Raw genomic sequence first — 25,596 nt, 5'->3', positions numbered from 1 at the left:
ACCCACCCCCACCCCCACCACGAAGACCAAAGACTGCTTCGACGGGGACTGCCTGCTCGAAGTCGACGGACCCATCGACATCAAGCTCGACCGGAAGACGTTCTACTACCCCGAGTTGTCGAGCGTGTCCGTGGACAACAACAGCCTGACCTACCACGTCGAATACCCGCACGGCCGAGGTGCTCAGCAGGTCCTCTCCCCCGGCGGCGGCGGAAGCTTCGGCTTCCGCGACAGAACCCCAGTGGACGTCAAGCTCGTGTCGATCAAGAACGGCAAGGCCATCCTCTCCCTCACCCCTGGCAAGCACCCGTGAAGGACGCGACCGTTGCCGTCGTTGAGAACGAGTCCGAGGAGCAGCCGTTCAGGCGCCGCAGGGTGCGGCGTCGGACGAGTAGCTGCCTTACCTGCACGGATGCGATTTTCGGCAGCTCAGCGTCCTGTCACTGTGGCCAAGTGCCAGGCCTGTCGGCCTGGCCGTACGGACCGACGACCTCATTGATGTCGCTGGAAAGCCTCACGATGACGCGGTCGTGGAGCCCGACGCTTCACTTGCTCGGCTCGGGAACCTTGCAGGAAGCGGTGGGGTTGAGACCGATGTAGTTGAGCGGACCCGAGACCAAAGTGATTCCGACCGTGGCGAATTTGGCGCAGCTGCCGTCGAATTGGGCGTAGTAGTGGCGCTGTCCCGCAGCGAGCGCTCCGATGACCAACCAGGCGACGAGCATCCACCGTCCGGACCGCATCGTTACCTCCGGTGACCGCGTCGTCGACCCTGGAGGACGACAGTAACGACAAGATCGTCCATAGTTAAGCAAGTCGGGCCGGGTGTGTCATCTCATCGACGTGTGGACGCCGGATCCATCCGGTTTGTACCGCTTCAGATGTAGACATTCAGCTCAGCGCGGTGAGCTCGCGTCGCGTGGCAACGCGGGGGTGGTCGTCGGGTCAGGCTGTGAGTGGGTTGGCCGACCAGTAGGTCATGGTCTTCGTCCTCACCGAGGGTCGACGCGCCGGCATGCGTGGCTTGAGCGCGCTCGCCGTGTGCCCGGTCCGCAGGAGGCAGCGGCCTCTGCCCCACTGCAACGGACCTTCACGGGCGTTCAGGCCTTCTGCCTGATGCCTCGCGCGGATCGACCGCGCTCCGAATCGGTGAGGTCGACGCGCGCGGGCGCAATTTGGGAGCCAGACGCACGGACTCGACGGACCGTCCCTGCAACATGGCCGCGAGCATCTCCATGGCGCGCTGGCCGATCTCGTGCATCGGGACGGCGACGCTGGTCAGGGGGATGGGCAGTTCGGCCGCCAGCGGTGTGTCGTTGTAGCCCATGATCGCCAGGTCGGTGCCCGTCTGCAGGCCGTGGTCGCGGGCGGCGCCGAGGGCGCCGATGGCGGCGAAGTCGTTGACGGCGAAGATCGCCGTCGGGCGGCGGGGACCGGCGAGCAGCCGCTCGGCGGCGGACCGCCCGCCCGCGGTGTCGAAGGAGGAGTGCACGACCGCGTCCGGCGGGACGTCCACGCCCCGTTCGCGGCAGAGGCCAAGGAAACCCGCGGTCCGATCGGTGCCCGTGCTGGCGAACGGCTCGCCCGCGATGACCGCGACGCGGGTGTGGCCCAGGTCGAGCAGGTGCTCGGCGGCCAGCCGGCCGCCGAGCACGTCGTCGGGTGTCACCGAGGGGTGGCCGCCCGCCCGGCGGTTGACCAGGACGAAGCGCACGCCGTCGGCGGCCAGTTCGTCCAGGAACGCGTCGTCGAGGTGCGCGTCGCCGAAGACGAGCCCGTCGACGCGGCGGGCGAGGAGCAGCCGGGTGCGCAGCCGGCGGGTCGTGTCGTCGTCGAGGGTGTTGGCGGTGATCGTGGTGATCCCGTGCCGTCCGGCGGCCTCGTCGATGCCCTCGTAGATCGTCGCGAGGACGAGGTCGGACAGGCGCGGGATCAGCACTCCGACCAGCCCGCTGCGCCCCGTGCGCAGGCCGGAGCCGTGGGGGTCGGGCTGGTAGCCGAGCTCGGCCGCGCGCTGCCGGATGCGGGTGGCCGTCTCGCTCGAGGCGGCCCGGCCGCGATCGTCGCCGCGCCCGTTCAGGACGCGGGAGACGGTCGAGATGTGGAGCCCGAGCTCGTCGGCGATGTACCGCAGGGTCACCGGACGCTCCTTGCGCTCCGTCACCGGCATCTCCCTTCCCCGGGTTCCGAACAGGGCCGCCGAGACGATATCGCCCCTGCCCGATCGGCGCCGCCATCGACGGCGGGCCGCCCCGATGACTTCGGTAGGGGTTCTTGACGGCGCCGGGGGCACACGACCATGCTAACCCAAACGTTTGGCCCAAACGTTTGGGTACCTGGGAGGGAAACGTCATGACGCCGTCCGGCGCAGCTCAGGCGCAGGATCACCCGATCTTCATGACCGCCATTTCCATCACCACAGCAACGTCCGAACACGGGAAAGACGACTGAGGACATCGAATGCCGGCTCCCGCCCATCAGACCCTTGAACTCCAGGACTTCCGACTCGAACGCGGCGCCGTCCTGCCCACGGCGCGGCTCGCCTACCAGACCTACGGGGTGCTGAACGAGACCAAGAGCAACGCCGTCCTGTTCCCCACCTGGTTCGCCGGGGACCACACCTCCAACGAGTGGTTGATCGGCCCGGGTCGGGCCCTCGACCTCGCCGGTACTTCGTCATCGCGCCCAACCTCTTCGGCAATGGCGTCTCCTCATCGCCGTCCAACACGCCCCCGCCGCACACTGGGCCGGACTTTCCCCAGGTCACCATCCGCGACAACGTCCGCGCCCAGCACGTCCTGGTCGCCGAGCACTTCGGCATCGAGCGGCTGGAACTGGTCATCGGCTGCTCCATGGGCGCCCTGCAGACTTACCAGTGGGCCGTCAGCCATCCCGGCATGGTGGCCCGCGCCCTGCCCTTCTGCGGCGCGCCGAAGACCTCGCCCCACAACGCGGTGTTCCTCGAGAGCCTCAGGGCCACCCTCACCCTGGACGCCGCCTTCCAGAACGGCCGCTACCGGACCCGACCCATCGCAGGACTGCGCGCCTTCTCCCGCGTCTACGCGGCATGGGGCTTCTCCCAGGCCTTCTACCGGGAAGGCGCCTACCGGCGGCTCGGCTTCACCGGCATAGAAGACTTCCTCACCGGCTTCTGGGAGCCCAACTTCGCCGGCCACGACGCCAACGACCTCCTCGCGATGCTCTGGACCTGGCAGAACGCCGACGTCTCCACAACCCCCGGCATGGACGGCGACCTCCCCCGCGCCCTCGGATCCATCACGGCCGACCTCCTGGCCATGCCCGCCGAAAAGGACCTCTACTTCACACCCGAGGACGAGGAGTACACCGTGCGGCACGTCCCGAAAGGAAGACTGCGCACGATCCCGGGAATCTGGGGCCACCTGTCCGGCAGCGGCGCCAACCCCGACGATGCCGCCTTCATCAGCACGGCCGTACGCGACCTCATGGCAGGGACGGCGCCCGAACAAGCCTGACGGTTCGCGACTTCCCCGGAGAGCGTCCCTGCCCCGGTCGGCTTTTTCCGACCTGGTCGGACGTCTGGCGGTTACGTCGCCTGTAATCCATCCGCCTTCGTCAAGTCGTCCAGGTGGGCGGCGATCACGGCGCGGGCGCGATCGGCGGTGATGACGCCGGGGTTGGTGGCCATGTGCACGGCGAGGCCATCGAGCAGGGCGTGGAGGCGATCGGTGGCGACCTCGGTCTCCGTTTCGGGCCGTCCGGGCGCCAGGTCCTGGACGAGCGCGCGGCAGCCGCCACGCAGTGCGGTGTAGCCCTCGTCGCGTACCGCGCGCAGGTCCGCGTCGACTTGCGCGCGGGCGGTGAAGGCGAGCCAGACCTCGTTCTCGGCCGCGCGCTCGGCGTCCATGGGGAGCAACTCGAGCAGCGCGCGTTCGGCCCGGCGGCGGGGGGCCGGGTCGGCGGGCAGTACCGCGATGCGGTGCTCGATCCGTTCGATGACCGTGCGCAGTGTGAAGGCCAGCAGTTCGGTCTGCGTCGCGAAGTAGTGGCGGAGCGACCCCATCGAGAGGCCGGCCTCCTGGGCCACGTTGCGGACCGACGCCTGTTCCAGCCCGCCCCGCCGGACGACGCGCCAGACGGCTTGGGCCACGTCCCGCCTGCGCTGATCTGGATCTCTCCGCACCATGTCCCCTTTTTAGCACAGTTGTGCTAGCTTGATTACTAGCACGACTGTGCTACTTCCACGTGGAGGCTGCGATGACTCCTTTGCTCAACACCGGCCGCGACACGTCTCCGCCCGATCCGGTGGCGCGCAAGCCCCGGCAGCGGCGGACGCGCACGGTGGTCGCCGCCACCGCGGGCGCCGCGCTGCTCCTCACCGGCGGCGGCGCCACCGCGGGTGCGGCGATGCAGGCCGGCTCCGGCGGCTACTTCTCCACCGCCGAGCACCGCTTCGCCACCCCGACGGCGGCCCTCAAGACCGACGAGATCGAGGTCGGCTCCAGCACCGCCCGTCCGGACGACCCCGACCCCGACGTGGGCGAACTGGCGCGCGTGCGGATCGTCGTCCGTCCCGCCGAACCGCGGGCGCGCCTGTTCGTCGGCATCGGCCCCAAGGACCAGGTCGAGGCCTACCTGCGCGGCACTGCACACGACGTGTTCGCCGGAGCGGACCTCAAGCCCTTCCACGCCGATTTCGAGCGGCGCCCGGGAGCGGCCGCCGCCACCGCTCCCGGTTCCCAGACGTTCTGGGTGGCGACCTCGGCCGGCAGCGGCGACCGGGTCCTGTCCTGGAACAAGACCCACGGCGCCTGGTCGCTCGTGGTGATGCGCATGGACGGCTCACCGGCCCTGGACGTGCGAGCCTCGATCGGCCTGCGCTTCGGCTTCCTGGCCCCGGCCGGCATCGGACTGCTCCTCATCGGAGCGCTGGCCATCGCCTACATCCCCTTCACGCGCCGACGACGCGCATGACCGCGAGAGCAGGATCTTGACCGAAAACGAGAACACGTTACAGTTTGCGCCATGAACGCAGTCACCTGGGACGCACCGGACGGCGACCACCCCGCACGCCGGGCGGTGCGCGCGGCGATGGCCGCGGCCGCCGCCGGGCGCAAGCAGGAGTGGCTCGCGCTGTTCAGCCCGGACGCCGTCATCGAGGACCCCGTCGGCCCCTCGATGCTCGATCCCGAGGGCAAGGGGCACCGCGGGCCGGACGGGATCGAGCGGTTCTGGGACGAGAACATCGCCCGGGTGCGGAAGTTCCACTTCCGGGTGAGCGACTCGTTCGCCAACGGTCCGGCCTGCGCCAACGTCGTCACCATCACCGCGACGCTGGGCGGCGGGGCCACCACGACGATCGACTGCCTGACCATCTACACCGTCGATGACGACGGCCTGATCACCTCATTCCGCGCCCACTGGGAGCCGGATCGCGTGATGGCCACCCTGACCTCGCCATAAGACGCGGCCAGAAAGTGGTCCAGCGAAGACGCGCGGGTCGATGACGGCCTGCGCGTCCCCTTCGCGTCCGCGCAGCTCGTTGCCTGCTTGCTGAACTCAAGGCGGATCACGCGGCCACTTATGAAAAGCGGCCCATCGTCAGAGGCGACCAGCGTCGGAACGAAAAGTCGGGGCAGGTGCTCGGGCGACGGTGTCTCGATCGGATCGTGCCTTGAGCGGCCGCGATTCCCTCCATCGGACGAGGGCCGCCAGGAATCTCCAGCCGAACAGCCATCGCCCGCACCTGAACTACATCACGGCCTGCTCGTCGGCGCCGAGCCACCCGCAGACACTCCGAAGGCATCCATGAACTGGCCCAGGGCCTGGTGCCGGCACCAGGCGCGTCCAATTCCCACGACCTGCACATTTGCCCCCGGTCGGCGACACGCGCGTAAGTCGGCGGCGGACAGGTGGTCGAGTTGACAGGGCAGGAACTTCTGGCGCGTGCACAATCAGGGCATGGCCAATGAGGCGGCATCTCCCGCGGTAGGCATTTCAGCGCGCGAGGCCGAGGTCTTGGCCGCGCTCGGGGAGCACCTGACCAACGCCGAGATCGGGGTCAGGCTGTTCATCTCTGTGCGCACCGTCGAGAGTCACGTCTCGTCGTTGCTGCGCAAGCTCCGGGTGGACGACCGCCGTGCCCTGGCCGCGCTGTCGGCGAACCCGCATTCTGGGTCGGTGGGCGCGGGGAATGCGCCGGCCGCGGTCGCGGCGCTGCCCTCGCCGTTGACGCCGTTCGTGGGGCGGAGGGCCGAGCGGGCGGCGCTGGCGCGGGCGCTGCACGAGCACCGGCTGGTCACGGCCGTCGGGCCGGGCGGGATCGGCAAGACCCGGCTGGCCTTGCGCGTCGCCGACGAGGTGGGTGACCGGTTCGCCGACGGCGTCTGGTACGTCAACCTGGTGCCGGTGACCGACCCGGTGATGATCGCATCGGCGATCGCGGACGCGCTCGGCCTCGGGGAGAGCCAGAGCCGATCGGCGACCGACAACGTCCTCGGCTGGCTGTCCGACCGGGAAACGCTGCTCGTGCTGGACAACTGCGAGCACCTGCTGGACGGCGTGGTCGTCCTGCTGGAGCGGCTCCTGGCGGGCAGCCCTCGGCTGGTCGTGCTCGCCACCAGCCGATCCAGGCTCCTGGTGCCGTTCGAAGGAGTGTTCCCGGTGCCCGGGCTCCGCATCGAAGCCGACGACGGCGGACCCGGTGACGCGGTCGAGTTGTTCCTCGGACGGGTCGCGGCCGGCGGCAACCGGCTCAGGTCCGGTGACGAGAAGCGTGTCGCGGCCGTCTGCCGTGGGCTGGACGGCATGGCGCTGGCGATCGAGCTGGCCGCCGCCCGCTACGCCTCGCTCGGCCTCGACGGGCTCGAGGCCGGGCTCGCCGACCGGCTGCGGTTGCTGACCGGCGGGCCGCGGATGGACGACCGGCACCGGTCGCTGCGTTCCACGCTCGACTGGAGCCACGCGCTGCTGTGCGGCCCCGAACAGGCGGTACTGCGCCGGGTCTCGGTCTTCGCCGGTCCGTTCACCGCCGCCGCCGCGACGGTCCTGGCCGGCTGGCCGCCGGTACCGGCCCGCGCCGTCACGACCATCCTGGCCGACCTCGCCGACCAGAGCATGCTGATGGCGATCCCCGTTCCGGGCGGGACGGGCTACCGCGCCTTGGAGACCATCCGCCAGTACGGGGCGGACCGGCTCGAAGACGCCAACGAGTCGGCGGAGGCGCATGCGCGCCACCTCGCCTGGTGCCTGGAGGAGAGCGCGCATCTCCAGGCCGCCTCCCGCGAGCCCACCGGTGCCTGGCGGGCCGCGTTCGACGGGGTCGCCGACGAGTTGCGAGCCGCCCTGGCCTGGGCCGCCGGACGCAGTCCCGACGCCTACCATCTGGCGATCGGACTGGCCGAACTGACCTTCACCCGGGGCATGCCCGGGGAGTCGCAGCGGCGTTACCAGCAGGCCGCCGAACTGGCCGCGGACGACCGCGCGGCCGCCGCCGCCCTGCGCGGTGCGGCGGGCGCCGCGGAATCCCGGCAGTTCGGCACCGAGGCACTACGGCTGCGCAGAGCCGCCGCCGACGCGGCGATACGAGCGGGCGATCGAGCCGGCGCGGCGACCGATCTGGCCCGGAACGCCGAGCTGATCACCCGCGGTCCCGGGCTGATGACCACCGGGCCGGTGGCCGGGCAGGTGGAGGCGCTGATCGCAGAAGGGCGCGAGCTGGCCGACGACGACCCGGCGGCGCTGGCCCGGCTGCTCACCGCCGAGGCCTTCAACGCCGACACCGCCGATCCGGCCGCCGCCGAACTCGTCGAGCGCGCGCTCACCCTGGCCCGCCGCATCGGCGACCCGCTGACCGAGAGCGCCGCGCTCGACCAGCTCACCGCGATCCAGACGGTGCGGGGCGAGATCAGGGCCGCGGCGGCCAGCGCCTCGCGGCGCACCGAACTGCTGGCCCCACTGCCGGTGACGGCCGAGAGCGGACTGGAGTTCTTCGACGGGTTCACCATGGCCTGCGACTGCGCCGTCGCCGCCGGCGATCTGCCTGCCGCGCGCAGCCACGCCGAGCACTTGCGGGACCTGCCCTTCAACCGGGAGGAGGGCCACCTGGCGAGCGTGCGGCTGCTGGTCGTCACGGCGCTCACAGGTGACTGGAACGAGACGACCGCGCTGGCCGAGCTGTTCCGCGAAGGGTGGGAAAGGGCCGGGCGGCCCCGTGCGGGCAACCTCGCACGCGGCGCGTATGCGGCCGCGACGGTCCACGGGCTGCGCGGCGACGACGACGCCCGGGCGGAGTGGCTGGACATCGTCGACGCCCTCACAACACCGGACCGCTCGATCGCCGATCTAGGCTACGGCGAGTTCTTCGACGCCCTGCTCCTGCTGCACCGCGATCCACCCCAGCACGCGATGCAGGTGCTGGCCACTCCCCCAGAACAGCTGACGCAGTGGTTCAACAGCGCCTGGCGTCCCTGGAACGCCGCGCTATGGGCCGAGGCGGCCGTCCTGTCCGGGCACAAGGACGCCGCCGGACGCCTCGGGCCCGCACGAGTGATGGCGGCGGGCAACCCGATCGCCACCGCGATCGTCGACCGCGCGGCGGCCATGACGGCCTGGACGGGACCGGGCGGCGTCGGACACGATGCTCTACGCGCCGCGGCCGACGCCTTCGCCGACGCCGGATGCCGCTACCAATGGGCCCGCACGCTGGTGTTCCTCGGCGCCGAGCAGCGGGCACAGGGCGAGTCCGAGCTGGCACGAATGGGTGCGGTTCCCATGGCCTGGCCTCCCAAATGATGTTGAACGGGATCTCGGCCGCCCGCCGGATGCAGCGACCATCGGACGCGGCAAGCCGCACCGACCGAGTCGCCTATTTCGTGCAGGTCGAAGCCCGCGAACGTCGACCGCTCGAACGCCCAGGCCATAGCGATCGTGGACGCGCCCAGCCCGCATCCGACGTCGGCCATGCTCACCCTCGCCCGGCAGCAGCCCCGGAGACCGCGGCACCCATGTCGACGAACGCCTGAAATTCGGCCTTCTCGATCGGCGCGGGATCCATCGACGGAGACCAGTTGCGATCGTCATAGGCTTCACCGCTCTTGGACCTGTGCGAGAAAAGTGCGCGCCAGCACGGGAACGCAGCACCCGTACCCACCACGGAATTCACCGATCCGTGGCGGGCACGGATGCCCGGCGTCTCACGGCGATTCAAGCTGGCCCCAGCGGCGAACGTCCGCCGTGTGACCGAACGGCACACGCGATTCGCCCGGGAGGGAAGGCTTGCTTTTCAGCGACGCCGCGCCGGGGGCGAGGCGTGACGGGCAGGAAATGCCTGTCGAAATGAAGGGGAACAATGCGAACGATCATCTCCAGGCCCGTGACGCGGACCAAGGCATGGCGTCCGGCGCTGGTGGCGGCCATGGCCGTCGGCATGACGGCGGCCGTTACCGGAGTCGCCAGCGCGTCCGCTCCGAACCCGGGGTTCTACACCGACCACCCCTTGATCGACACCGCCAACGGGATCATGACGTCGACGGTGCCCGATTTCAGGGTCGGAGACTGCATCCTCTTCGGCAGCGGTTCCCTCTTCACCATCAGGACGCCCGTGAACGGCGTTTCGGACATCTCCTGGACAGGGGCCGTCGAGACCACCCACACCAACAGCGCCGATGTCTGGCATGGCACGTTCATCTTCAAGGACAGCGCCGGAAAGACCCTCGGCCAATCACCACGGCTCGACGGCCTGCCGATGAGCATCGTCGGGAAGATCTACTCCTGGACGATCCCCTCGCGGGTCAACATCAATCCGGTGGTCTTCTCCTTGATCAGGCAGATCACCTGGGAGGGCGAATGCTGACCCCGTAAGCGGGACGCCCTGAGCACAACGGTTGCGGCGACGCGGACGCGCGCCGCCGCAACCGACCCGCAAGAATCGCGAAGCAGTTCCCCACCGGCCCGCATGGCGAGCTGATCTGGGCGTCGCCGGCGCCCTGGGCAGGGAAGCTCCGTGCCCGGACGGCCGGATGACGGGCCGGATCAACGTGCCGCGAGGTCTCCTCGAAGGTGCCCGCCCTCGGATTCCCAGGCGTCCTCCGAGTCGTCCTGGATGCCGGTCCGGTCCGTCCGGCCGGGTGCTGCGGTGAGGGAGGCCAGCAGGCCGGGGGTGTGCAGGTGGTTGTCGGGGTGGGACGCCAGTTCCATCACCGCATCGGCTTCGGCGCGGGTCGTGGAGACCGGGACGGTGAGCAGGTCGACGCGCCGCCCGTCGGCATGGATCGCCGTGAGCAACCCTGCGGGGAGTGAGTCGAACCAGCTCAGCCGTACCACCCGGGTGTCGGTGGGACCGTCGATCCGCAGCCGGCGTGGACGATCGTCCCAGTCGTCCGCCCGGAGCAGGACGTGGGTGATGGGACGATGATCGTCGATGGGACCGTGGTCCTGCAGGGCCAGAACCAACCCCGGCAGCTCCGCTACCGGGTCGGCCGAACGGGGCCACCATGCGCCGTCGAGCGCGGTCCGCGCCGAACCGGGAGAGGCGGCGGGACGCAGCCGCAGCCGTGGTGTCGAGGGTGGTGACAGGCTGATCGTTGTGCGGCGTTCGGTGGTGGTCCACATGACCGGCACCTTCTCTTGAATTTCGATCGATGCGACGGATCGCTTCCTCATCGCCGCGACAGCCCTCGGCCCGGACCACGCCACGCTGGTGCGGGGCACCATCACCGCCCGCGACGCGGGCCGGGTCTCGTGTTGACCGGGCGAGCCGGTGTGACGGAACAACCTCAGAATGAAGATGTCGTCGCAGCCGGACAATTTGATTCTACTCGATAATTCGACAATATTTGCAGATTTTGAAAATGATTTTCCGGAAGGTGTCCGCGAGACTGGTATTGATCGCCGCCCGGCGACGGTTATCGGCGCAAGTGATGGCACGTTCACGCATTTTCTGTTTCCGTGATCAGGCCGCCCCGGCTTGAATGAGAAGTGGCCAGTCGCTGCTGGGGGCCGCGCCGGCTGGTACAGGCGGTGGTCGTGTCCGTTCGCCCGCCCGCGCCCACACCCGGACCGTCCAGCAATGGGCGAGCGTTGGCGATGCCTTGATGAAGCCGGTGCATGTTGGAGAAGGTCTCGAGCTCGCGGAGCCGGGGAGTAGGTGCCGCTGGTTTCGAATCAGGGTGCGGTCGAGCAACTCACGGCGGCAGGTCTGCACCCACCGCTCCATCACCGCGTTCGTCGACGGCGTTGTGCAGGTAGCCGAGGCGGGCCAATCCACACCGAACCCGGAGGCCTCCCTCGTTCCAAGATCATCTGGCCGTTCGACCTCCGTGGACGGAGCGGCTAGGCGGGGGTGGGGAGTTGGGCGGTCGGGAGGGCGCTGCGGGCTGCGCCCAGGAGGCCGGCGGAACGACCGAGCCCGAACGGCGCGACGGTCAGCCGCCGCACGTAGCCGAGGGTGAGGAAGCCTTCCAGGTGCCTGCGCAGCGGCGCGAAGAGCACCTCGCCGGCGGCCGAGAGGCCGCCGCCGATGACGACGCGGTCCAAGTCGCACAGCGCGGCCGTGGCGGCGATGCCGCGGGCCAGCGCTTGGGCGCCGCGGTCGAACGCGGCGAGCGCGGTCGGGTGGCCACGGGCGGCGTCGGCGGACAGAGCGCGGGCGTCGGGTCCCGTCCACCCTTGGCCGAGAGCCCACCTGACCATCGACGGCCCGCTCGCGTAGGCCTCGATGCATCCGGTCCCGCCGCACGAGCACGGTGGGCCGGCGGGGTCGGCGACGACGTGCCCGATGTGGCCGGCGTTGCCGCTCGGACCGAGGTACACCTCGCCGTTGAGGACGAGACCGCCGCCGATGCCCGTGGACACCACGATCCCGAGCATCGCCTCGGCCCCCTGCCCCGCGCCGAGCCAGTGCTCGCCCAGCGCCGCCGCGATGCCGTCTCCGACCAGGACGGACGGGACGCCGGGCATGATGGCGCCGACCAGGTCGAGCAGCGGGAACTCCCGCCACGCCGGGATGTTCACCGGGCTGACGCGACCGCGCGAGGGGTCGACCGGGCCCGCCGAGGCCAGCCCGATCGCGCGCGGTGAGGCGCCGTCGGCCACCGAGCCGAGCAGCTCGCGCATCGCCTCCTCGAGCAGGGGCCCGGTGGCGGGGGTGGCGACTTCGGACTGGCGGTGCACCTGCCCGTCGGCGCCCACGAGACCGGCGCTGATCTTGGTGCCGCCGATGTCCGCCGCGAGTACGACGTCATGGTCCATGAAGAGATCCTCGGTGTGCGAGCGGTGGGTGAGCAGCGGAGGCGACGAACCGCTCCGGTCAGTCCTCCAGGAGCGCCGACAGCTGCGGCGAGTAGGTGGCGTGCAGGACGAGCGAGGCGGCGCCGACGACGGCGGCGTCCGGGCCGAGCGGCGACACCGCGACGTCGGCGACCCGGATGTGCCGTGACAGCGGTCTGGTCGCGAGGGCCTGGGCGACGGCGTCGCGGTAGAGCGCCTCGACGTGCCTGATGCCGTGGCCGCCCAGCACGATCAGGTCGACGTCGGTGATGTTCGCGACGTTGACCGCGACGGACGCGACGCGTTCGGCGGCCTCGCGGATGACCGCGGTGGCCAGCGGGTCGCCCGCGGCGGCGGCGTGCCGCACCGCCGCGTGGTCGACGGTGCCGGGGTCGCTCTGGAAGGGCGCCTCCAGCGCGCTGCCCGTTCCCGCCTCGGCGAGCCTGCGGTGCGTCTCGGCGGTGATGGCGTCGGGGCTGATCAGGCTTTCCAGGCAGCCGTGGTTGCCGCAGTAGCAGCGCGGTCCGTCCGGTTCCACGGACGTGTGCCCGAACTCGGCCGCGTTGAGCGAGCCGCCCCGGTGGACCTGGTGGTTGAGGATCAGGCCGCCGCCGATGCCGGTGCCGAAGAAGAAGTAGGCGAAGTTGGCGACCCCGCGCCCGGCGCCGGACCAGCGTTCGCCGATCGCGGCTGCGGTGGCGTCGTTGTCCAGCGTCACCGGCAGGCCCGCGGCCTCGCTCAGCAGCTGCTTCATCGGTACGTGCGACCAGTTCGCGAGCTTGGGCGGCGCGACGACCATGCCGCGGTTCTGGTCGATCGGGCCGGGGCTGGCCAGGCCGAGGCCGAGCACGCGGTCGCGCGGCACGGCCGCCTCGGCGAGCACGTGGCCGGCCAGGTCCGCCATGGCCGCGACGACCTCGGCGGGCTGCGCGCCGACCGGTGTCGGCGTGCGCTTCAGCACGAGCGGCCGTCCGACCAGGTCGACGACCACGCAGGCGAGCCCGACCGGGTCGAAGTGCAGGCCGACCGCGCAGCCCGCGTCGGCGTTGATCCGCAGCCTCGTGCGGGGCTTGCCGAGCCCGGCGACGCGGCTGGAGCCGTCCTCCCGGACGATCCCCTCGGCGAGCAGCTTCTTCACGATCCCGGAGACCGTCTGCGGGGTGAGGCCCGTGCGCTCGGCGATCTCGGCACGGCTGATGCCGTCGGCGAGCTGGATCTGGTCCAGCACCACCGCACTGTTGTAGCGCCCCACCTTGGGAAGGTTCGTGCCTGCCTGCCGCAACGAAGGTCCTCTCTCCCGGCATCGGGCCGCTGCCCAGCGCCAACAGTATTCTGGCCCCTGCCGTTGACTTTGTAAAACAATTGGATTTAAAGTGCCCCGGTGTAACCCGCGTCATACACGTGCGCCACCAGCGGGTCACGACCGACCCCGTCAGGACCCACGCCCACAGGCGGAGCAGACCACCGGAGACGTTTATGTCAGAGGCACGCCGCGTCCCCCAGAGACCGGACACGCGCAGTCCCGGCGGGCCGCGGGACAGGGGGCATCGGGCATGAGCCCCGCGAAGGACGCAGTCCCCGCCGAGGGCTCCGGCACCGAGGCGGAGACCGGCACGGTCCTGCTGGAGATGCGGTCGATCACCAAGACGTTCCCGGGCGTCACCGCCCTGGCCGACGTCAACCTGTCGGTCCGCGCCGGCGAGATCCACGCGATCGTCGGCGAGAACGGCGCCGGGAAGTCGACCCTCATGAAGGTGCTGAGCGGCGTGCACCCGCACGGCACCTACAGCGGCGAGATCGTCTACCGCGGCGAGGAGGTCCGGTTCGGCGACATCCGCGCGAGCGAGAGCGCCGGCATCGTGATCATCCACCAGGAGCTCGCGCTGGTGCCGGGGATGTCGATCACCGAGAACGTCTTCCTCGGCAACGAGATGCGCCGCGGCGGCGCGATCGACTGGAAGGGCGCCCACCACCGCGCCCTGGCGCTGCTGAAGCAGGTCGGCCTCAAGGAGGACCCCGACACGCTGGTCAAGGACATCGGCGTCGGCAAGCAGCAGCTGGTCGAGATCGCCAAGGCGTTCGCCAAGGACGTGAAGCTGCTGATCCTGGACGAGCCGACCGCCGCCCTGAACGAGGGCGACTCGCAGCATCTGCTCGACCTGCTGCGCGAGTTCAAGCGGCAGGGCGTCACCTCCATCATGATCTCGCACAAGCTGAACGAGATCGCGGCGGTCGCCGACCGGATCACGATCCTGCGCGACGGGCGGACCATCGAGTCGCTGGACGTCAAGGGCGACGGCGTCGACGAGGACCGCATCGTGCGCGGCATGGTGGGCCGCGAGCTGAGCAGCCGCTATCCCGATCGCACCCCCGCCATCGGCGAGGTGTTCTTCGAGGTCCGCGACTGGACCGTGCGCCACCCCGTCTCCGCCGAGCGGCTGGTGGCCAAGCGCTCCAGCTTCACCGTCCGCCGCGGCGAGATCGTCGGCTTCGCCGGCCTCGTGGGCGCCGGCCGCACCGAGCTGGCGATGAGCCTGTTCGGCCGCTCCTACGGGATCTGGGAGGGCGGGCACGCCTACAAGGACGGCGAGGAGATCCACCTGAAGACGGTCTCCGACGCCATCGCGCACGGCCTGGCCTACGTGAGCGAGGACCGCAAGGAGATCGGGCTCAACCTGCTGGACGACATCAAGTCCTCGATCGTCGCCGCCAAGCTGTCGAAGATCACCCGGCGCAAGGTGATCAACAAGTTCCGGGAACACGAGGTGGCCGACCGGTACCGCCGGAGCCTGCGGATCAAGACGCCCACGGTCGACGCCGGCGTCACCACGCTGTCGGGCGGCAACCAGCAGAAGGTCGTCCTGGCCAAGTGGATGTTCACCGACCCGGACCTGCTGATCCTGGACGAGCCGACGCGCGGCATCGACGTGGGCGCCAAGTACGAGATCTACGGAATCATCCAGCGGCTCGCCGGCCAGGGCAAGGGGGTGATCGTCATCTCCTCCGAGCTGCCCGAGCTGATCGGCCTGTGCGACCGGATCTACACCGTGTTCGAGGGGACCATCACCGGCGAGGTGCCGCGCGGCCGGGCCGACCCCGAACTCCTCATGAAGCAGATGACCTCCAACAAGAAGCTGGCGACGCCGTGAGCCGATACCAAGACCTGAAGAAGAGCCTTTTCGGGGGCACCCAGTCCAACGCCCGGCAGTTCGGCATGATCTTCACGCTGGTGGCGATCGTGCTGCTGTTCCAGGTCCTCACCGACGGCCTCACCCTGTCGTCGGGCAACCTCATCGGGGTCGTCAGCCAGTACTCCTACATCCTGATCCTGTCCATCGGCATGCTGATGGTGATCGTCGCCGGGCACATCGACCTGTCGGTCGGCTCGGTCGCCGCGTTCACCGGCATCGTGGTCGCCAAGTCGATGTCGGAGTGGAACCTGCCGTGGCCGGCGGCGATCGCCTTCGGCCTGGTCGCCGGTGCCGCGATCGGCGCCTGGCAGGGCTTCTGGGTCGCCTACGTCGGAGTGCCGGCGTTCATCGTCACGCTGGCCGGGATGCTGCTGTTCCGCGGCGCCAACCAGTACATCGGCAACGCCGACACCGTGCCGGTTCCGGAGGGCTTCCGCAAGATCGGCGCCGGCTTCCTTCCCGAGGTCGGGCCCGACACCGGCTACAACAACCTGACCCTGCTCCTCGGCCTGCTGGCGTGCGTCGCGGTCGTGGCGCGGGAGTGGCGGGCGCGGCAGGTCCGGCAGCAGATGGGCGCGGACCTCACCCCCGTGTGGGTCTCGGCGATCCGGCTGGCCGTCATGCTCGGCGTCATCGTCTTCGCCACGCTGCGCTTCGCCGGCGGCCGGGTCGGCACGAGCCTGCCGATCTCCGGGATCATCCTGGCCGTCCTGGTGATCGTCTACTCGTTCTACACCCGCAACACCGCGGGCGGACGGCACATCTACGCGGTCGGCGGCAACTCCCGCGCCGCCGAGCTCTCGGGCGTGAAGCTCCGCCGGGTCAACTTCTTCGTGATGACCAACATGGGGGTCCTCGCCGCGCTGGCCGGAATGATCTTCGTGGCGCGCTCGGCGGCGTCCGGCCCGCAGGACGGCCTGAACTGGGAGCTGGACGCGATCGCGGCGGTGTTCATCGGCGGCGCCGCGGTCTCGGGCGGTCTCGGCACCGTCGGCGGCTCGATCGTCGGCGGCCTGGTCATGGCCGTGCTGAACAACGGCCTCCAGCTCGAGGGCGTCGGCTCGGACCGGGTTCAGATGATCAAGGGCCTGGTGCTGCTGCTCGCCGCCGCGCTGGACATCCTCAACAAGAAGCAGGGCCGCTTCTCCGTCATCGGGTCGCTCATGCGTCCGTTCCAGCGCGGCGACGCGCCGCCCGCGGACGTGACGCCGCCTCCCTCACCCGAGAACTCCACGGCCGACGAGGCCGCCGCCACCGGCTGACCGGGCGCGGCAGCGAACCCACCCCGCAGTAACCGAGAGAGGTCACCCGAAATGCGCTCCATCCTCACCAAGACCCTTGCGGTCGGCGCGGCAGCCATGCTCGCGCTCACCGCCGCGTCCTGCTCCAACGACCGGGAGGGCTCCGACGGCAAGGGCGGCGGCAAGGGCTTCGCCAAGGACTCCCTCATCGGCGTGGCGCTGCCCGCCAAGACCTCCGAGAACTGGGTCCTCGCCGGCGACCTGTTCACCAACGGCCTGAAGCAGGCCGGCTTCAAGGGCGACGTGCAGTACGCGGGCGCCTCGACCACGGTGGCCGACCAGCAGGCGCAGATCTCCTCGATGGTCACCAAGGGCGCGAAGGTGATCGTGATCGGCGCGACCGACGCCGCGCAGCTGTCCACCCAGGTGGCGCAGGCCAAGCAGTCCGGCGCGGTCGTCATCGCCTACGACCGGCTCATCACCAACACCAAGGACGTCGACTACTACGTCGCGTTCGACAACCTCAAGGTCGGCCAGCTGCAGGGCCAGGCCCTGCTGGACGGCATGCGGAAGAAGAAGCCGAAGGGCCCGTACAACATCGAGCTGTTCTCCGGCTCGCCGGACGACAACAACTCCGCGGTCTTCTTCAACGGCGCGATGAGCGTCCTCAAGCCGGCCATCGACAAGGGCGAGGTGAAGGTCGGCTCCGGCCAGACCGACATCAAGCAGACCGCGATCCAGGGCTGGAAGGCCGAGGGCGCCCAGCAGCGCATGGACTCGCTGCTGACCTCCTCCTACAGCAAGAAGACCCTCGACGGCGTCCTGTCGCCGAACGACACCCTGGCCCGCGCGATCCTGACCTCGGTCAAGGGCGCCGGCAAGCCGCTCCCGGTCGTCACCGGCCAGGACTCCGAGGCCGAGTCGGTCAAGTCGATCATGGCCGGCGAGCAGTACTCCACCATCAACAAGGACACCCGCAAGCTCGTCGCCGAGACCGTGAACATGGTGAAGGCGCTGCAGGCCGGCACCAAGCCGCAGATCAACGACGCCAACAGCTACAACAACGGTGTGAAGGTCGTCCCGGCGTACCTGCTCCCGCCGGTCATCGTGACCAAGGAGAACGCCGCCCAGGCGTACGCCACCGACCCCAAGCTCGCCCCGCTCACCAAGTAGGCGGCCGACGGTCCGGCGGGTCAGCATCGGCCCGCCGGACCGCACGCCCTACCGGCAGTTCGAGCCCCGACTCCCAGGAACCCCAGCCGGACGACATGCACACTGGCACGCAGCTTCAGCTCCACCGGCTGGACAATCCCATCCGCGACTACGCCTGGGGTTCGCGGACGGCCATCGCGGGCCTGCAGGGCAGGCCCTCCCCCACGGCCGGCCCCGAGGCGGAACTCTGGATCGGGGCGCATCCGGCCGCGCCGTCCAGGCTCGCCGGCGGGACCGACCTGCTGACGGCGATCGAGGCGGACCGCGCCGGACTGCTCGGCCCCGGCCACGACCGCCTGCCCTTCCTGCTCAAGATCCTCGCGGTCGCCGAGCCGCTGTCGATCCAGGTGCACCCCGACTCCGAGCAGGCCCGCCGCGGGTTCGCGCGCGAGGAGGCGCTCGGGATCCCCCTCGACTCCCCCGCGCGCAACTACCGCGACGACTGGCCGAAGCCGGAACTGGTCTACGCCGTCACCGCGTTCGAAGCGCTCTCCGGTTTCCGTGCGCCCGAGACCGCCGCGCGCCTGCTGCGGGCCCTGAACGGCCCCCGGCTGCGGCGCCTCGCGGACGTCCTGGAGGAGGGCGGCCCCGAGGCGGCGCTGGGAGCGTTGAACGCCTGGCCCGCCGCCGACCGTTCCGCCCTGGTCGCGGAGGTGCGCGACGCCGGCGCCACCGGCCCCGACCCCGCGCACCGGGCGGCGGCAATGATCGCGGTGGACCACCCCGACGATCCGGGAGTCGTCGCCTCCCTGCTCTTCAACCTGAGCGTGCTGCAGCCCGGGCAGGCCCTCTACACCCCGCCGCGAACCGTCCACGCCTACCTGCGCGGAACGGCCGTCGAGATCATGGCCTCCTCCGACAACGTGCTGCGAGGCGGCCTGACCGGCAAGCACATCGACAGGGCCGAACTCGCCGCAGTCGCCGACTTCACCCCGACGCGGCCCGAGGTACTGGAGCCGTCCACCCTGCCCACGGGCGAGGAGCTGTACCCGGCTCCCGCCGCGCAGTTCCAGCTGACCAGGCTGCGTCCGCGCCCGCCCATCAGCATCCCGGTCCCCGGGCCCAGCACGATCCTCTGCCTCGAGAACACCCTCAGCGTGACGCGCGGCGGCATCACCGAACTGCTCGCACCGGGCGAGGCCCTGTTCGTTCCCTACGAGGGCGCCGGCCCGCTGGTGATCGAAGGCGACGGCATCGGATTCCGCGCATCCATCCCCGAAGCCGACCGCTGATCGACGCACGCGGCGGTCGGGCGTCCAGCGGCATCGGACGTGAGCCGGCCGCGGTGTTCGCCTCGCACGGCTTCGATGTGATCATGGCGGCGGAGGACGACCGGATCACTGAGGCGGGCTCGGGCCGGGTGCTGTTCACCTCGTCGGTCGCCGCGAGCGGTCCGGGCCCCTACCAGGCGACGTGCGCGGCGTCCAAGGCGTTCCTGCACTCCTTCGCGCGGGCGCTGCGCCAGGAGTTGGCGAAACCGGCGTCACCTCGACGGCCCTGCTGCCCGGCCCGACCGAGACCGAGGTGCGGGCCGCCGGGGCACGCGCCGTCCTCGACCCTCTCAAGGCGAAAGCGCAGGGCGAACTCACCGAACCCGGCTCCGCCGACGGCTGAAGGTGCCAGACGGCGGCCACTCGGGCCAAGGGCCTTCAGCCGGCAAGGCGTTGGGCGAGGAATTCCTTGGCCTGCTCGGCGCCCTTGCGGCTCTCGGCCTGTGCGCGGCGGAAGAAGCCGGCCAGTTCCTGGTCGCCGTCGCGCTCGGCGTCGGCGATGTAGGTCTCCAGGCGCAGCACATTGCTCAGGCACGCCTCGGTGAACCAGATGATGTTGTAGTCCTTGTCCTTGGTACCGGTGACCTGGCCGGTCTCTTCGGTTCCCACGGTGCCGCCTCCTCGTGATCGGCTGGGCTTGAAGCCCCTTCTCCGGGGCCCGCGCCCGGGCGACTACCCCAAGGCCCGTCGCCTAACCGCCCTGCGCCGTTTCGCGGGGTCGCTCCGCGAGCGGCGGACAAGGATGCCAGCAGTGCGCGGGCGACGTCGCGTAGCTCACCATCGTGATCGGCGGCGACGGCGCGGACGTCGTCGACCGCACCACGAAGCTCGCCGTCGCGCTCGGCGCCGACTCCGGAACCGTCGCGAAAGCCAAGGCGCACCATGAGGACGCCTCGGCCAAGCTCAAGAAGGCCGTGGCCGCGAACCCCGTCACGGTGACCGCCCTCTACGCCGACGGCGACGGCGTCACCGTCGCCAAGAACCAGGACGACCCGGCACTGCGCCTGTACGCCGGCCTCGGCGTCAAGTACTTCGCGCCGGAACCCGCGGGCTACTACTGGGGCAAGTACAGCTGGGAGAACGCGGGCCAGGTCGGCGGCGACGTGTGGCTGCTCGAACAGAGCGGCTACGACGCCGCGCGCCTGAAGAGGCAGCCGACGGTCGCCGGCAGCCCGGCGCTCACCAGCGGCCAGGTGCACCCCTGGGTCTCCGCCGCCCTCGACTGCACCTCGCAGGCCGGCTGCATGGAACAGCTCGCCGGCTGGATCACCGCCTCGAAGACCGTCGCCAGCTGACCGGTCCGTGGTAGGGAACGGACAGAGCTCTTTTCGGGAGCCTGCCCCCTTGCCGGCGCACTCCCGGCGCCGCGCGGAACGGAGATCGGTCAGTGAGACTCGACGTGCAGTTGGACGGGCGGCCGGACGAGGCCGCGGAGCGCGCCCGCGCCCTCATCGCCGCCGGAGTGGACGGCCTGTTCACCTTCGAGGGCCCGCATGATGTGTTCCTGCCGCTGATCGTCGCCGCCGGTTCGGCGGAGGTGCCGCCGACCGACCTGATGACCAACGTCGCGATCGCCATCCCCCGCAGCCCGATGAACCTGGCCAACATGGCCTACGACCTGCAGCTGCTGAGCAAGGGCCGGTTCCGGCTCGGGCTGGGCTCGCAGATCAGGCCGCATATCGAGAACCGGTACGGCTCGACCTGGAGCAGGCCGGCGGCCCGGATGCGCGAGGCGGTGCTCGCGGTGAAGGCGATTCTGAACTCCTGGCAGGACGGCACGCCCCTCGATTTCCGCGGCGAGTTCACCAGGCACACCCTGATGCCCGCGACGTTCGTTCCCGGACCGAATCCCTACGGCGTCCCGCCCGTCCTGCTCGGCGCGCTCGGCCCGGTGATGACCCGGACCGCGGCCGAGGTCGCCGACGGGCTGCTGGTGATGCCGTTCCACAGCCACCGGCACTTCCGCGAGCGCACCCTCCCGGCCGTGGCCGAGGGGCTGGAACGGGCGGGACGCGAACGCATCGACCTGTACCCGCAGGCGATCGTCGCGATGGGCGACACTCCCGAGGAGATCGAGGCCGCGAGCTTCGGGGTGAAGGCACTCCTGGCGTTCTACGGTTCGACCCCGGCCTACAAGCCGGTCCTGGACATCGAGGGGTGGGGGGACCTGCAGCCCGAACTGAACGCGCTGTCGAAGACCGGCGACATCATGACGATGATCGGCCTGATCGACGACACGATGATGCGGACCCTCGCGGTCGCCGGAACGCCGGCCGAGTGCGCCGCCGAGATCAGGTCCCGGTTCGGCGACGTGGCCGAACGGGTCTGCGCCTATTTCCCCGGATCGACCCACCCGGAAGAGCGGATCGCGTCCCTGGCGAACGAACTCCGCCGGTCCGATGAGGCCTGCGCCGCCCCGGCCGGCCCATCGCGGTGATGCGCTACCCGGCGCCGGCCGCTACACCGGCGATCGGCGCACGGCCTCGATCGCGCTCAGCGGGGTCCGAGGCAGCGAGGTCACGCCGGTGACGTGCAGGCCGGCCTCGTGCAGGACCGCCTTGTACTCCTCCTGGTCGCGCTCCTGCCCGCCCGGGAAGACGGCCATCATCCGGATGTTCAGGTCGAATCCGAAATGCGACTGGCCGTCCGAGGGGAGCAGGATGTCGAGCGCTAGGACGCGGCTGTCCTCGCGCATGGCCTCGCGCACCCGGCGCAGGAGCCGCACGGCGTCCGGGCGGCCGAGGTTGTGGATGACGTTGGACAGCAGGTAGAGGTCGGCCCCTTCGGGCACCGACGCGAAGTAGTCGCCGGCGACGAACTCGCATCGATCGGCCAGTCCCTGTTCGCGGAAGGACTGCTCGCCGCGCCGGACGACGTGCTCGAGGTCGAGCAGGGTGCCGCGGATCCGCGGGTGGGCGGCCATCACGGTGGACAGGACGATACCGGTCCCGCCGCCGACGTCGGTGACGGTCCGGACGTCCCCGAAGTCGTAGCGCTGCACCAGCGCTTCGGCGGTGTCGCGGGAACGGGACGCCATGAAGGCATCGAAGTCGCCCGCGGCCTCGGGGTGCTGCTCCAGGTAGCCGTACATCGAGCCGTACTCGCGGGCGAACGGGGACACACCGCCCAGGACGGCATCGACGACGCCGCTCATGGCATTCCACGACCCCGGCTCACCTGCCGACAGGACCGCCCACCGCATGGAGCCGGGGTCGTCGGACAGCAGGGTGGCGCCCTGGTCGTTCAACGCGTAGGCGTCCGTCGCCTGAGCACCCGGGATGCGGGGCCCGCCGGCGGCGTCGAGGAAGCCCATCGCGACCAGCGCGCGCAGGACGCGGGTGAGCTGGTCGGTCCGGGCGCCGCAGGACTCGGCGAGGTCGGCTGCCGTCCGGGGGCCGTCCTTCAGTAGTCCGGCCAGGTCGAGCCGGGCCATGACGTACAGCGACGAGAACCGGTAGACGCCCTGGACCATCTTCCACACGGCCGCCCGGGGGTCGGCTCCGTCGACCATCAGGGGCGGCTGAGATGGGGTGTTCACGGCCGGTCGAGTCATTCCGGTCTCCTGTTCACGATTTAGGCGAGGACGTTAAAACGGGTCAAGGGGTTCAGATCTTCTGGTGCGCGCGGCCGTGCCGGGCCAGGACGCGTCGCTCCACGGCCAGCAGGGCGGCGTTGAAGGCGAACCCGAGCACGCCGAGGACGACGATCCCGACCCACATGGCCGGGATGTCGTAGGTGCGCTGGGGCTCCAGAAGCAAGCTGAAACCGATCCCGTTGGTCGCGCCGCCCATGAGCTCGGAGACGACCATGAGGATCAGCGACAGCGACAGGCTCAGCCGCAGCCCGGCGAAAATCTTCGGCAGGGCGGCGGGAAGAATGAGGTAGACCAGCCGTTGGGGGCCGCTCAAGTGGAACACCCGGGCGATGTCCTCCTGCGCCGGCTGCACCGCGCGGGCGCCGTCGATGGCGGCCAGCACGACCGGCCAGATCACCCCGAAAACGATCGTGGCTACCTGCATCGGGCTCCCGATGTGCAGCAGCGCGAGCCAGACCGGCAGGACCGCCGGGGGCGGGATGGCGCGGGCGAAATGGATCGCCGGCTCCAGCAGGTCGGCCAGGAAGCGGAGCCGGCCCAGCAGCACTCCGGCCGCGATGCCGGCGGCGGCGGCCAGCAGCCAGGCGCCCAGCAGCCTGGCCAGGCTGGGCGGGACGTTGTCGATCGCCTGCTGGGTGAGCCAGAACCGGTCGGGGGGCCCCGAGAACCACAACTGCCGCAGCCGCGTGGCGATCTGTGCGGGCGGCGGGAAGTAGGAGTCGTCGGCCCCCCGCGCGGCCAGTTCCCATCCGGCGACGACCACGATGATCGGCGCCGTCCGCGCGAGTCCCGTCAGCAGCACCCGCGCGCGGCGTTTCGGCCGGGCCTCCCCACGGCCGGACGCCCGGTCTCCCGCCAGGTGGTCCGCGGGGTCCGTCGAGTCGTGGACTTCCAGTGATGCACCCGTGCGGCCCGTCATCCGGCGGCGCCCTCTTCGTGCCAGCGGAACAGCCGCCGCTTGCCCCACACCAGCAGGGCGTCGACCACAACGCTGAGGCCCCCCAGCCAAACGATCGTCGCCAGGACCACATCGGTCTGGTCGACGCCGCTGTTGAGCGCGATCAGCCAGGTGCCGACGCCGCTGCCGCCACCGGCCATCAGTTCCGCGCTCACCGCGACGATCAGGCCGATGCCGGCGGCGACGCGGATCCCGGTTGCGACGAAGGGGGCCGCGCTGGGCAGCGCGACCCGCCACAGCACCGCCAGGCGGCCGAAGCCGTAGGCGCGCAGGGTGTCGGACGCCACGGGGTCGACGTCGTGCAGGCCGTACATGGTGTGGATGAGGATCGGCCAGGAGGAGGCGTAGGCGATGACCACCACCGTCATGCGGGTGTCGTCCCCGACGATCAGCAGCGTCAGCGGGATCAGGGCGACCGCCGGGATCGGGCGCAGGAACTCGGTGATCGGCCGCAACAGGGCCTCCAACCGGGCCGAGGTGCCGAGGACCAGGCCCGCCGGCACCGCCAGCACGGCGGCGGCGAGCACCCCGGCCCCCCACATCTCCAGGGTGGCCACCACGGACCGCAGGAACTCGGCGTCACCGGCCAGGCGGGCGGCGCGGGCGATCACCGTCGAGGTCAGCGGCAGGACCGAGCGGTCCACCAGCCCCGTCCGGCCGGCGGCCTCCGCGGCCGCCGAGATCACCGCGACGCCCGCCGCCCCGGACACCCACCGGCGCCCGCCGCGACCCACTCGGATCACTTCGCCGCCGAGGGGGCGGGGACGATCATGGGCTTGACGTTCACCTGCTTCTTCACGAAGCCGTACTGCAGCATCAGGTCGGCCACCCGCTGCAGCCGGGTCGGGTTGAGCGAGGTGGGGTAGGTGCCCAGCGTGATCAGCTGCGCGGTGCCGGGATCGATGCCCTTGACGTAGCTGGGCAGGACGCCGGTGACCACCGACCGGTCACCGGCCGCCAGTGCCTGGGCCTTGCCCATGGCCCGCTGGAAGGCCGCCACGGTCTTGGGGCGCTTCTTGGCGTAGTTGTCCAGGACGCCCCAGCCCGCCATCGGGAACGCCTCGGTGGTGCTGCCGGGCTCGGCGGTGTCCAGGACGGTGCGCGCCCCCATGGACTTCTGCATCGCGGTGATGAACGGGTCCGGTGTCCAGACGGCGTCCACCTGGCCCTTCGCCAGAGCCGCCGGCATCTGCGGGAAGGGCATCTCGACGAACTTCAGGTCCTTCTGGTCGATTCCCCGGGTGTGCAGCGACGCCGTGATCATCAGCTGCCCGACCGAATGCAGGGAGGGAATCGCGATCGTCTTCCCCTTCAGATCCTCCGGGGCCCGGACCGAGGACTTCGGGCCGACCAGCACCACGAAGGCGCCCTTGGCGGCCTGGTAGGAGTCCGCGACCAGATGCCAGTGCGCCGCTCCCTGGTCGTCGGCGGTGAAACTCGCCACGTAATTGTCCAGCGAGAAGTCCATGGCACCCGAGCGGAGCTTGGGCACCGCGAAAGAACTCGACTGGAGGACTTCGACCTTGACGGTCAGGCCCTCCTGCCGGAAAAAGCCCTTCTGCTGCGCGATGGCCAGCGGCGCGGCATCCGGGATCGGCAGGATGCCGACGGTGATATTCGACTTCTCCAGGCCATTCACATGTTTCTCGGAACCGCCGCAAGCGGCCGCCGGGGCGACAAGCCCGACGCCGACAATACCTGCGATCACGCGGAACCGCATCGGACGCCGGAAGGAGGGCGAGTGCGACGGGCGCGGGGCCGGCACGCGACCCGGCGAGACCCTCCGCAACCGGTCAGAGAGGAAGGCCATGGAGCGGCTCCGAGGTTTCATGGCGAAGATCTCATCGGAACAGGCGACCCGAAAGCAACAGGCATTTACTAT

General features: G+C 70.5%; 24 protein-coding genes and 1 pseudogene. 14 read left to right on the top strand and 11 right to left on the bottom strand.

Annotation, left to right across the window (positions count from 1 at the left end; genetic code table 11):
- Window positions 1-313 (top strand): hypothetical protein (locus ACA514_RS13815; RefSeq protein ID WP_375041489.1); only part of this gene is annotated, 313 nt, incomplete at its 5' end.
- 232 nt (window positions 314-545) lie between these two features.
- On the opposite strand, the gene ACA514_RS13810 is transcribed toward ACA514_RS13815, so the two are convergent.
- Window positions 546-725, bottom strand: a complete 180-nt coding sequence (locus ACA514_RS13810) for a hypothetical protein (protein ID WP_375041488.1) — start codon at window positions 723-725, stop codon at window positions 546-548.
- Window positions 726-1,090: 365 nt separating this feature from the next.
- Complete coding sequence (locus ACA514_RS13805) at window positions 1,091-2,164, bottom strand: LacI family DNA-binding transcriptional regulator (protein WP_375041487.1); 1,074 nt, start codon at window positions 2,162-2,164, stop codon at window positions 1,091-1,093.
- Between the two features lie 466 nt (window positions 2,165-2,630).
- On the opposite strand from ACA514_RS13805, the gene ACA514_RS13800 reads away from it, so the two are divergent.
- On the top strand, window positions 2,631-3,494 hold the full coding sequence (locus ACA514_RS13800; protein WP_375041486.1) for an alpha/beta fold hydrolase: 864 nt from the start codon (window positions 2,631-2,633) through the stop codon (window positions 3,492-3,494).
- A gap of 71 nt (window positions 3,495-3,565) precedes the next feature.
- Here the strand turns inward: ACA514_RS13800 and ACA514_RS13795 are convergent, their stop codons facing one another.
- Entirely contained in the window at window positions 3,566-4,165 is a 600-nt protein-coding gene (locus ACA514_RS13795; RefSeq protein WP_375041485.1) for a TetR/AcrR family transcriptional regulator, read from the bottom strand.
- 71 nt (window positions 4,166-4,236) lie between these two features.
- Here ACA514_RS13795 and ACA514_RS13790 point away from each other — a divergent pair, with 71 nt between their 5' ends.
- The 4 genes from ACA514_RS13790 to ACA514_RS13775 all read left to right on the top strand — a co-directional run bounded on the left by ACA514_RS13790 (window position 4,237) and on the right by ACA514_RS13775 (window position 9,832).
- Entirely contained in the window at window positions 4,237-4,953 is a 717-nt protein-coding gene (locus tag ACA514_RS13790) for a hypothetical protein (RefSeq protein ID WP_375041484.1), read from the top strand.
- A 51-nt stretch (window positions 4,954-5,004) separates the two neighbouring features.
- A complete protein-coding gene (locus ACA514_RS13785) occupies window positions 5,005-5,442 on the top strand; it encodes a nuclear transport factor 2 family protein (RefSeq protein WP_375041483.1) in 438 nt (145 codons plus the stop codon).
- A 498-nt stretch (window positions 5,443-5,940) separates the two neighbouring features.
- On the top strand, window positions 5,941-8,772 hold the full coding sequence (locus ACA514_RS13780) for a LuxR C-terminal-related transcriptional regulator (RefSeq protein WP_375041482.1): 2,832 nt from the start codon (window positions 5,941-5,943) through the stop codon (window positions 8,770-8,772).
- 556 nt (window positions 8,773-9,328) lie between these two features.
- Window positions 9,329-9,832, top strand: coding sequence for a hypothetical protein (locus ACA514_RS13775; protein WP_375041481.1), 504 nt, complete (start codon window positions 9,329-9,331; stop codon window positions 9,830-9,832).
- A gap of 179 nt (window positions 9,833-10,011) precedes the next feature.
- Here ACA514_RS13775 and ACA514_RS13770 read toward each other — a convergent pair whose 3' ends face one another.
- Window positions 10,012-10,590 carry a DUF5994 family protein gene (locus tag ACA514_RS13770; protein WP_375041480.1) on the bottom strand — a complete coding sequence of 193 codons (579 nt, stop codon included), beginning with the start codon at window positions 10,588-10,590 and terminating at the stop codon, window positions 10,012-10,014.
- A gap of 169 nt (window positions 10,591-10,759) precedes the next feature.
- Here ACA514_RS13770 and ACA514_RS13765 point away from each other — a divergent pair, with 169 nt between their 5' ends.
- A complete protein-coding gene (locus tag ACA514_RS13765) occupies window positions 10,760-10,930 on the top strand; it encodes a hypothetical protein (RefSeq protein WP_375041479.1) in 171 nt (56 codons plus the stop codon).
- Window positions 10,931-11,310: 380 nt separating this feature from the next.
- On the opposite strand, the gene ACA514_RS13760 is transcribed toward ACA514_RS13765, so the two are convergent.
- Both ACA514_RS13760 and ACA514_RS13755 read right to left on the bottom strand, forming a co-directional pair.
- The gene (locus tag ACA514_RS13760; RefSeq protein ID WP_375041478.1) at window positions 11,311-12,228 is read right to left on the bottom strand and encodes an ROK family protein; all 918 of its coding nucleotides are present in this window, start codon (window positions 12,226-12,228) and stop codon (window positions 11,311-11,313) included.
- A gap of 58 nt (window positions 12,229-12,286) precedes the next feature.
- The gene (locus tag ACA514_RS13755; RefSeq protein WP_375041477.1) at window positions 12,287-13,498 is read right to left on the bottom strand and encodes an ROK family protein; all 1,212 of its coding nucleotides are present in this window, start codon (window positions 13,496-13,498) and stop codon (window positions 12,287-12,289) included.
- A 376-nt stretch (window positions 13,499-13,874) separates the two neighbouring features.
- Between ACA514_RS13755 and mmsA the strand changes: the two genes are divergently transcribed.
- The 5 genes and pseudogenes from mmsA to ACA514_RS13730 form a co-directional block, all read left to right on the top strand.
- The gene (gene mmsA / locus ACA514_RS13750; protein WP_375041498.1) at window positions 13,875-15,395 is read left to right on the top strand and encodes a multiple monosaccharide ABC transporter ATP-binding protein; all 1,521 of its coding nucleotides are present in this window, start codon (window positions 13,875-13,877) and stop codon (window positions 15,393-15,395) included.
- Entirely contained in the window at window positions 15,392-16,699 is a 1,308-nt protein-coding gene (gene mmsB, locus ACA514_RS13745; protein ID WP_375041476.1) for a multiple monosaccharide ABC transporter permease, read from the top strand. Before mmsA ends, mmsB begins: the two co-directional genes overlap by 4 nt.
- Before the next feature lie 51 nt (window positions 16,700-16,750).
- A complete protein-coding gene (locus tag ACA514_RS13740; RefSeq protein WP_375041475.1) occupies window positions 16,751-17,851 on the top strand; it encodes a substrate-binding domain-containing protein in 1,101 nt (366 codons plus the stop codon).
- A 95-nt stretch (window positions 17,852-17,946) separates the two neighbouring features.
- Window positions 17,947-19,122 carry a mannose-6-phosphate isomerase, class I gene (gene manA / locus ACA514_RS13735; protein ID WP_375041474.1) on the top strand — a complete coding sequence of 392 codons (1,176 nt, stop codon included), beginning with the start codon at window positions 17,947-17,949 and terminating at the stop codon, window positions 19,120-19,122.
- An 83-nt stretch (window positions 19,123-19,205) separates the two neighbouring features.
- Window positions 19,206-19,355 (top strand): annotated as a pseudogene (locus ACA514_RS13730) (SDR family NAD(P)-dependent oxidoreductase); the annotation flags it as partial.
- Between the two features lie 184 nt (window positions 19,356-19,539).
- Here ACA514_RS13730 and ACA514_RS13725 read toward each other — a convergent pair.
- The gene (locus ACA514_RS13725; protein WP_375041499.1) at window positions 19,540-19,770 is read right to left on the bottom strand and encodes a hypothetical protein; all 231 of its coding nucleotides are present in this window, start codon (window positions 19,768-19,770) and stop codon (window positions 19,540-19,542) included.
- A 173-nt stretch (window positions 19,771-19,943) separates the two neighbouring features.
- Between ACA514_RS13725 and ACA514_RS13720 the strand changes: the two genes are divergently transcribed.
- Complete coding sequence (locus tag ACA514_RS13720) at window positions 19,944-20,456, top strand: hypothetical protein (RefSeq protein ID WP_375041473.1); 513 nt, start codon at window positions 19,944-19,946, stop codon at window positions 20,454-20,456.
- Between the two features lie 92 nt (window positions 20,457-20,548).
- Complete coding sequence (locus ACA514_RS13715) at window positions 20,549-21,598, top strand: TIGR03617 family F420-dependent LLM class oxidoreductase (protein WP_375041472.1); 1,050 nt, start codon at window positions 20,549-20,551, stop codon at window positions 21,596-21,598.
- 21 nt (window positions 21,599-21,619) lie between these two features.
- On the opposite strand, the gene ACA514_RS13710 is transcribed toward ACA514_RS13715, so the two are convergent.
- The 4 genes from ACA514_RS13710 to ACA514_RS13695 are packed head-to-tail and all read right to left on the bottom strand — an operon-like array spanning window position 21,620 to window position 25,524.
- The gene (locus ACA514_RS13710) at window positions 21,620-22,714 is read right to left on the bottom strand and encodes a methyltransferase (RefSeq protein ID WP_375041471.1); all 1,095 of its coding nucleotides are present in this window, start codon (window positions 22,712-22,714) and stop codon (window positions 21,620-21,622) included.
- Between the two features lie 52 nt (window positions 22,715-22,766).
- The gene (locus ACA514_RS13705) at window positions 22,767-23,675 is read right to left on the bottom strand and encodes an ABC transporter permease (RefSeq protein WP_375041470.1); all 909 of its coding nucleotides are present in this window, start codon (window positions 23,673-23,675) and stop codon (window positions 22,767-22,769) included.
- Window positions 23,672-24,457: an ABC transporter permease gene (locus ACA514_RS13700; protein WP_375041469.1), complete on the bottom strand. Its 786-nt coding sequence runs from the start codon at window positions 24,455-24,457 to the stop codon at window positions 23,672-23,674. Before ACA514_RS13700 ends, ACA514_RS13705 begins: the two co-directional genes overlap by 4 nt.
- On the bottom strand, window positions 24,454-25,524 hold the full coding sequence (locus tag ACA514_RS13695; RefSeq protein ID WP_375041468.1) for an ABC transporter substrate-binding protein: 1,071 nt from the start codon (window positions 25,522-25,524) through the stop codon (window positions 24,454-24,456). Before ACA514_RS13695 ends, ACA514_RS13700 begins: the two co-directional genes overlap by 4 nt.
- Between the last annotated feature and the right edge of the window lie 72 nt (window positions 25,525-25,596).

The sequence above is a fragment of the Actinomadura sp. NTSP31 genome (assembly GCF_041951385.1).
Lineage (GTDB): Bacteria > Actinomycetota > Actinomycetes > Streptosporangiales > Streptosporangiaceae > Spirillospora > Spirillospora napierensis.
The sequence above is the reverse complement of the archived record's forward strand: the minus strand, read 5'-3'. Positions and strand labels throughout refer to the sequence as shown.

Excerpts from the sequence above, each read along its gene's own strand:
- ACA514_RS13810 (WP_375041488.1), bottom strand. The coding sequence starts at position 725 with ATGCTCGTCGCCTGGTTGGTCATCGGAGCGCTCGCTGCGGGACAGCGC.
- ACA514_RS13795 (WP_375041485.1), bottom strand. The coding sequence starts at position 4,165 with ATGGTGCGGAGAGATCCAGATCAGCGCAGGCGGGACGTGGCCCAAGCC.
- ACA514_RS13790 (WP_375041484.1), top strand. The coding sequence starts at position 4,237 with ATGACTCCTTTGCTCAACACCGGCCGCGACACGTCTCCGCCCGATCCG.
- ACA514_RS13785 (WP_375041483.1), top strand. The coding sequence starts at position 5,005 with ATGAACGCAGTCACCTGGGACGCACCGGACGGCGACCACCCCGCACGC.
- ACA514_RS13780 (WP_375041482.1), top strand. The coding sequence starts at position 5,941 with ATGGCCAATGAGGCGGCATCTCCCGCGGTAGGCATTTCAGCGCGCGAG.
- ACA514_RS13775 (WP_375041481.1), top strand. The coding sequence starts at position 9,329 with ATGCGAACGATCATCTCCAGGCCCGTGACGCGGACCAAGGCATGGCGT.
- ACA514_RS13770 (WP_375041480.1), bottom strand. The coding sequence starts at position 10,590 with ATGTGGACCACCACCGAACGCCGCACAACGATCAGCCTGTCACCACCC.
- ACA514_RS13765 (WP_375041479.1), top strand. The coding sequence starts at position 10,760 with ATGAAGATGTCGTCGCAGCCGGACAATTTGATTCTACTCGATAATTCG.
- ACA514_RS13760 (WP_375041478.1), bottom strand. The coding sequence starts at position 12,228 with ATGGACCATGACGTCGTACTCGCGGCGGACATCGGCGGCACCAAGATC.
- mmsA (WP_375041498.1), top strand. The coding sequence starts at position 13,875 with ATGCGGTCGATCACCAAGACGTTCCCGGGCGTCACCGCCCTGGCCGAC.
- ACA514_RS13740 (WP_375041475.1), top strand. The coding sequence starts at position 16,751 with ATGCGCTCCATCCTCACCAAGACCCTTGCGGTCGGCGCGGCAGCCATG.
- manA (WP_375041474.1), top strand. The coding sequence starts at position 17,947 with ATGCACACTGGCACGCAGCTTCAGCTCCACCGGCTGGACAATCCCATC.
- ACA514_RS13710 (WP_375041471.1), bottom strand. The coding sequence starts at position 22,714 with ATGACTCGACCGGCCGTGAACACCCCATCTCAGCCGCCCCTGATGGTC.
- ACA514_RS13705 (WP_375041470.1), bottom strand. The coding sequence starts at position 23,675 with ATGACGGGCCGCACGGGTGCATCACTGGAAGTCCACGACTCGACGGAC.
- ACA514_RS13695 (WP_375041468.1), bottom strand. The coding sequence starts at position 25,524 with ATGGCCTTCCTCTCTGACCGGTTGCGGAGGGTCTCGCCGGGTCGCGTG.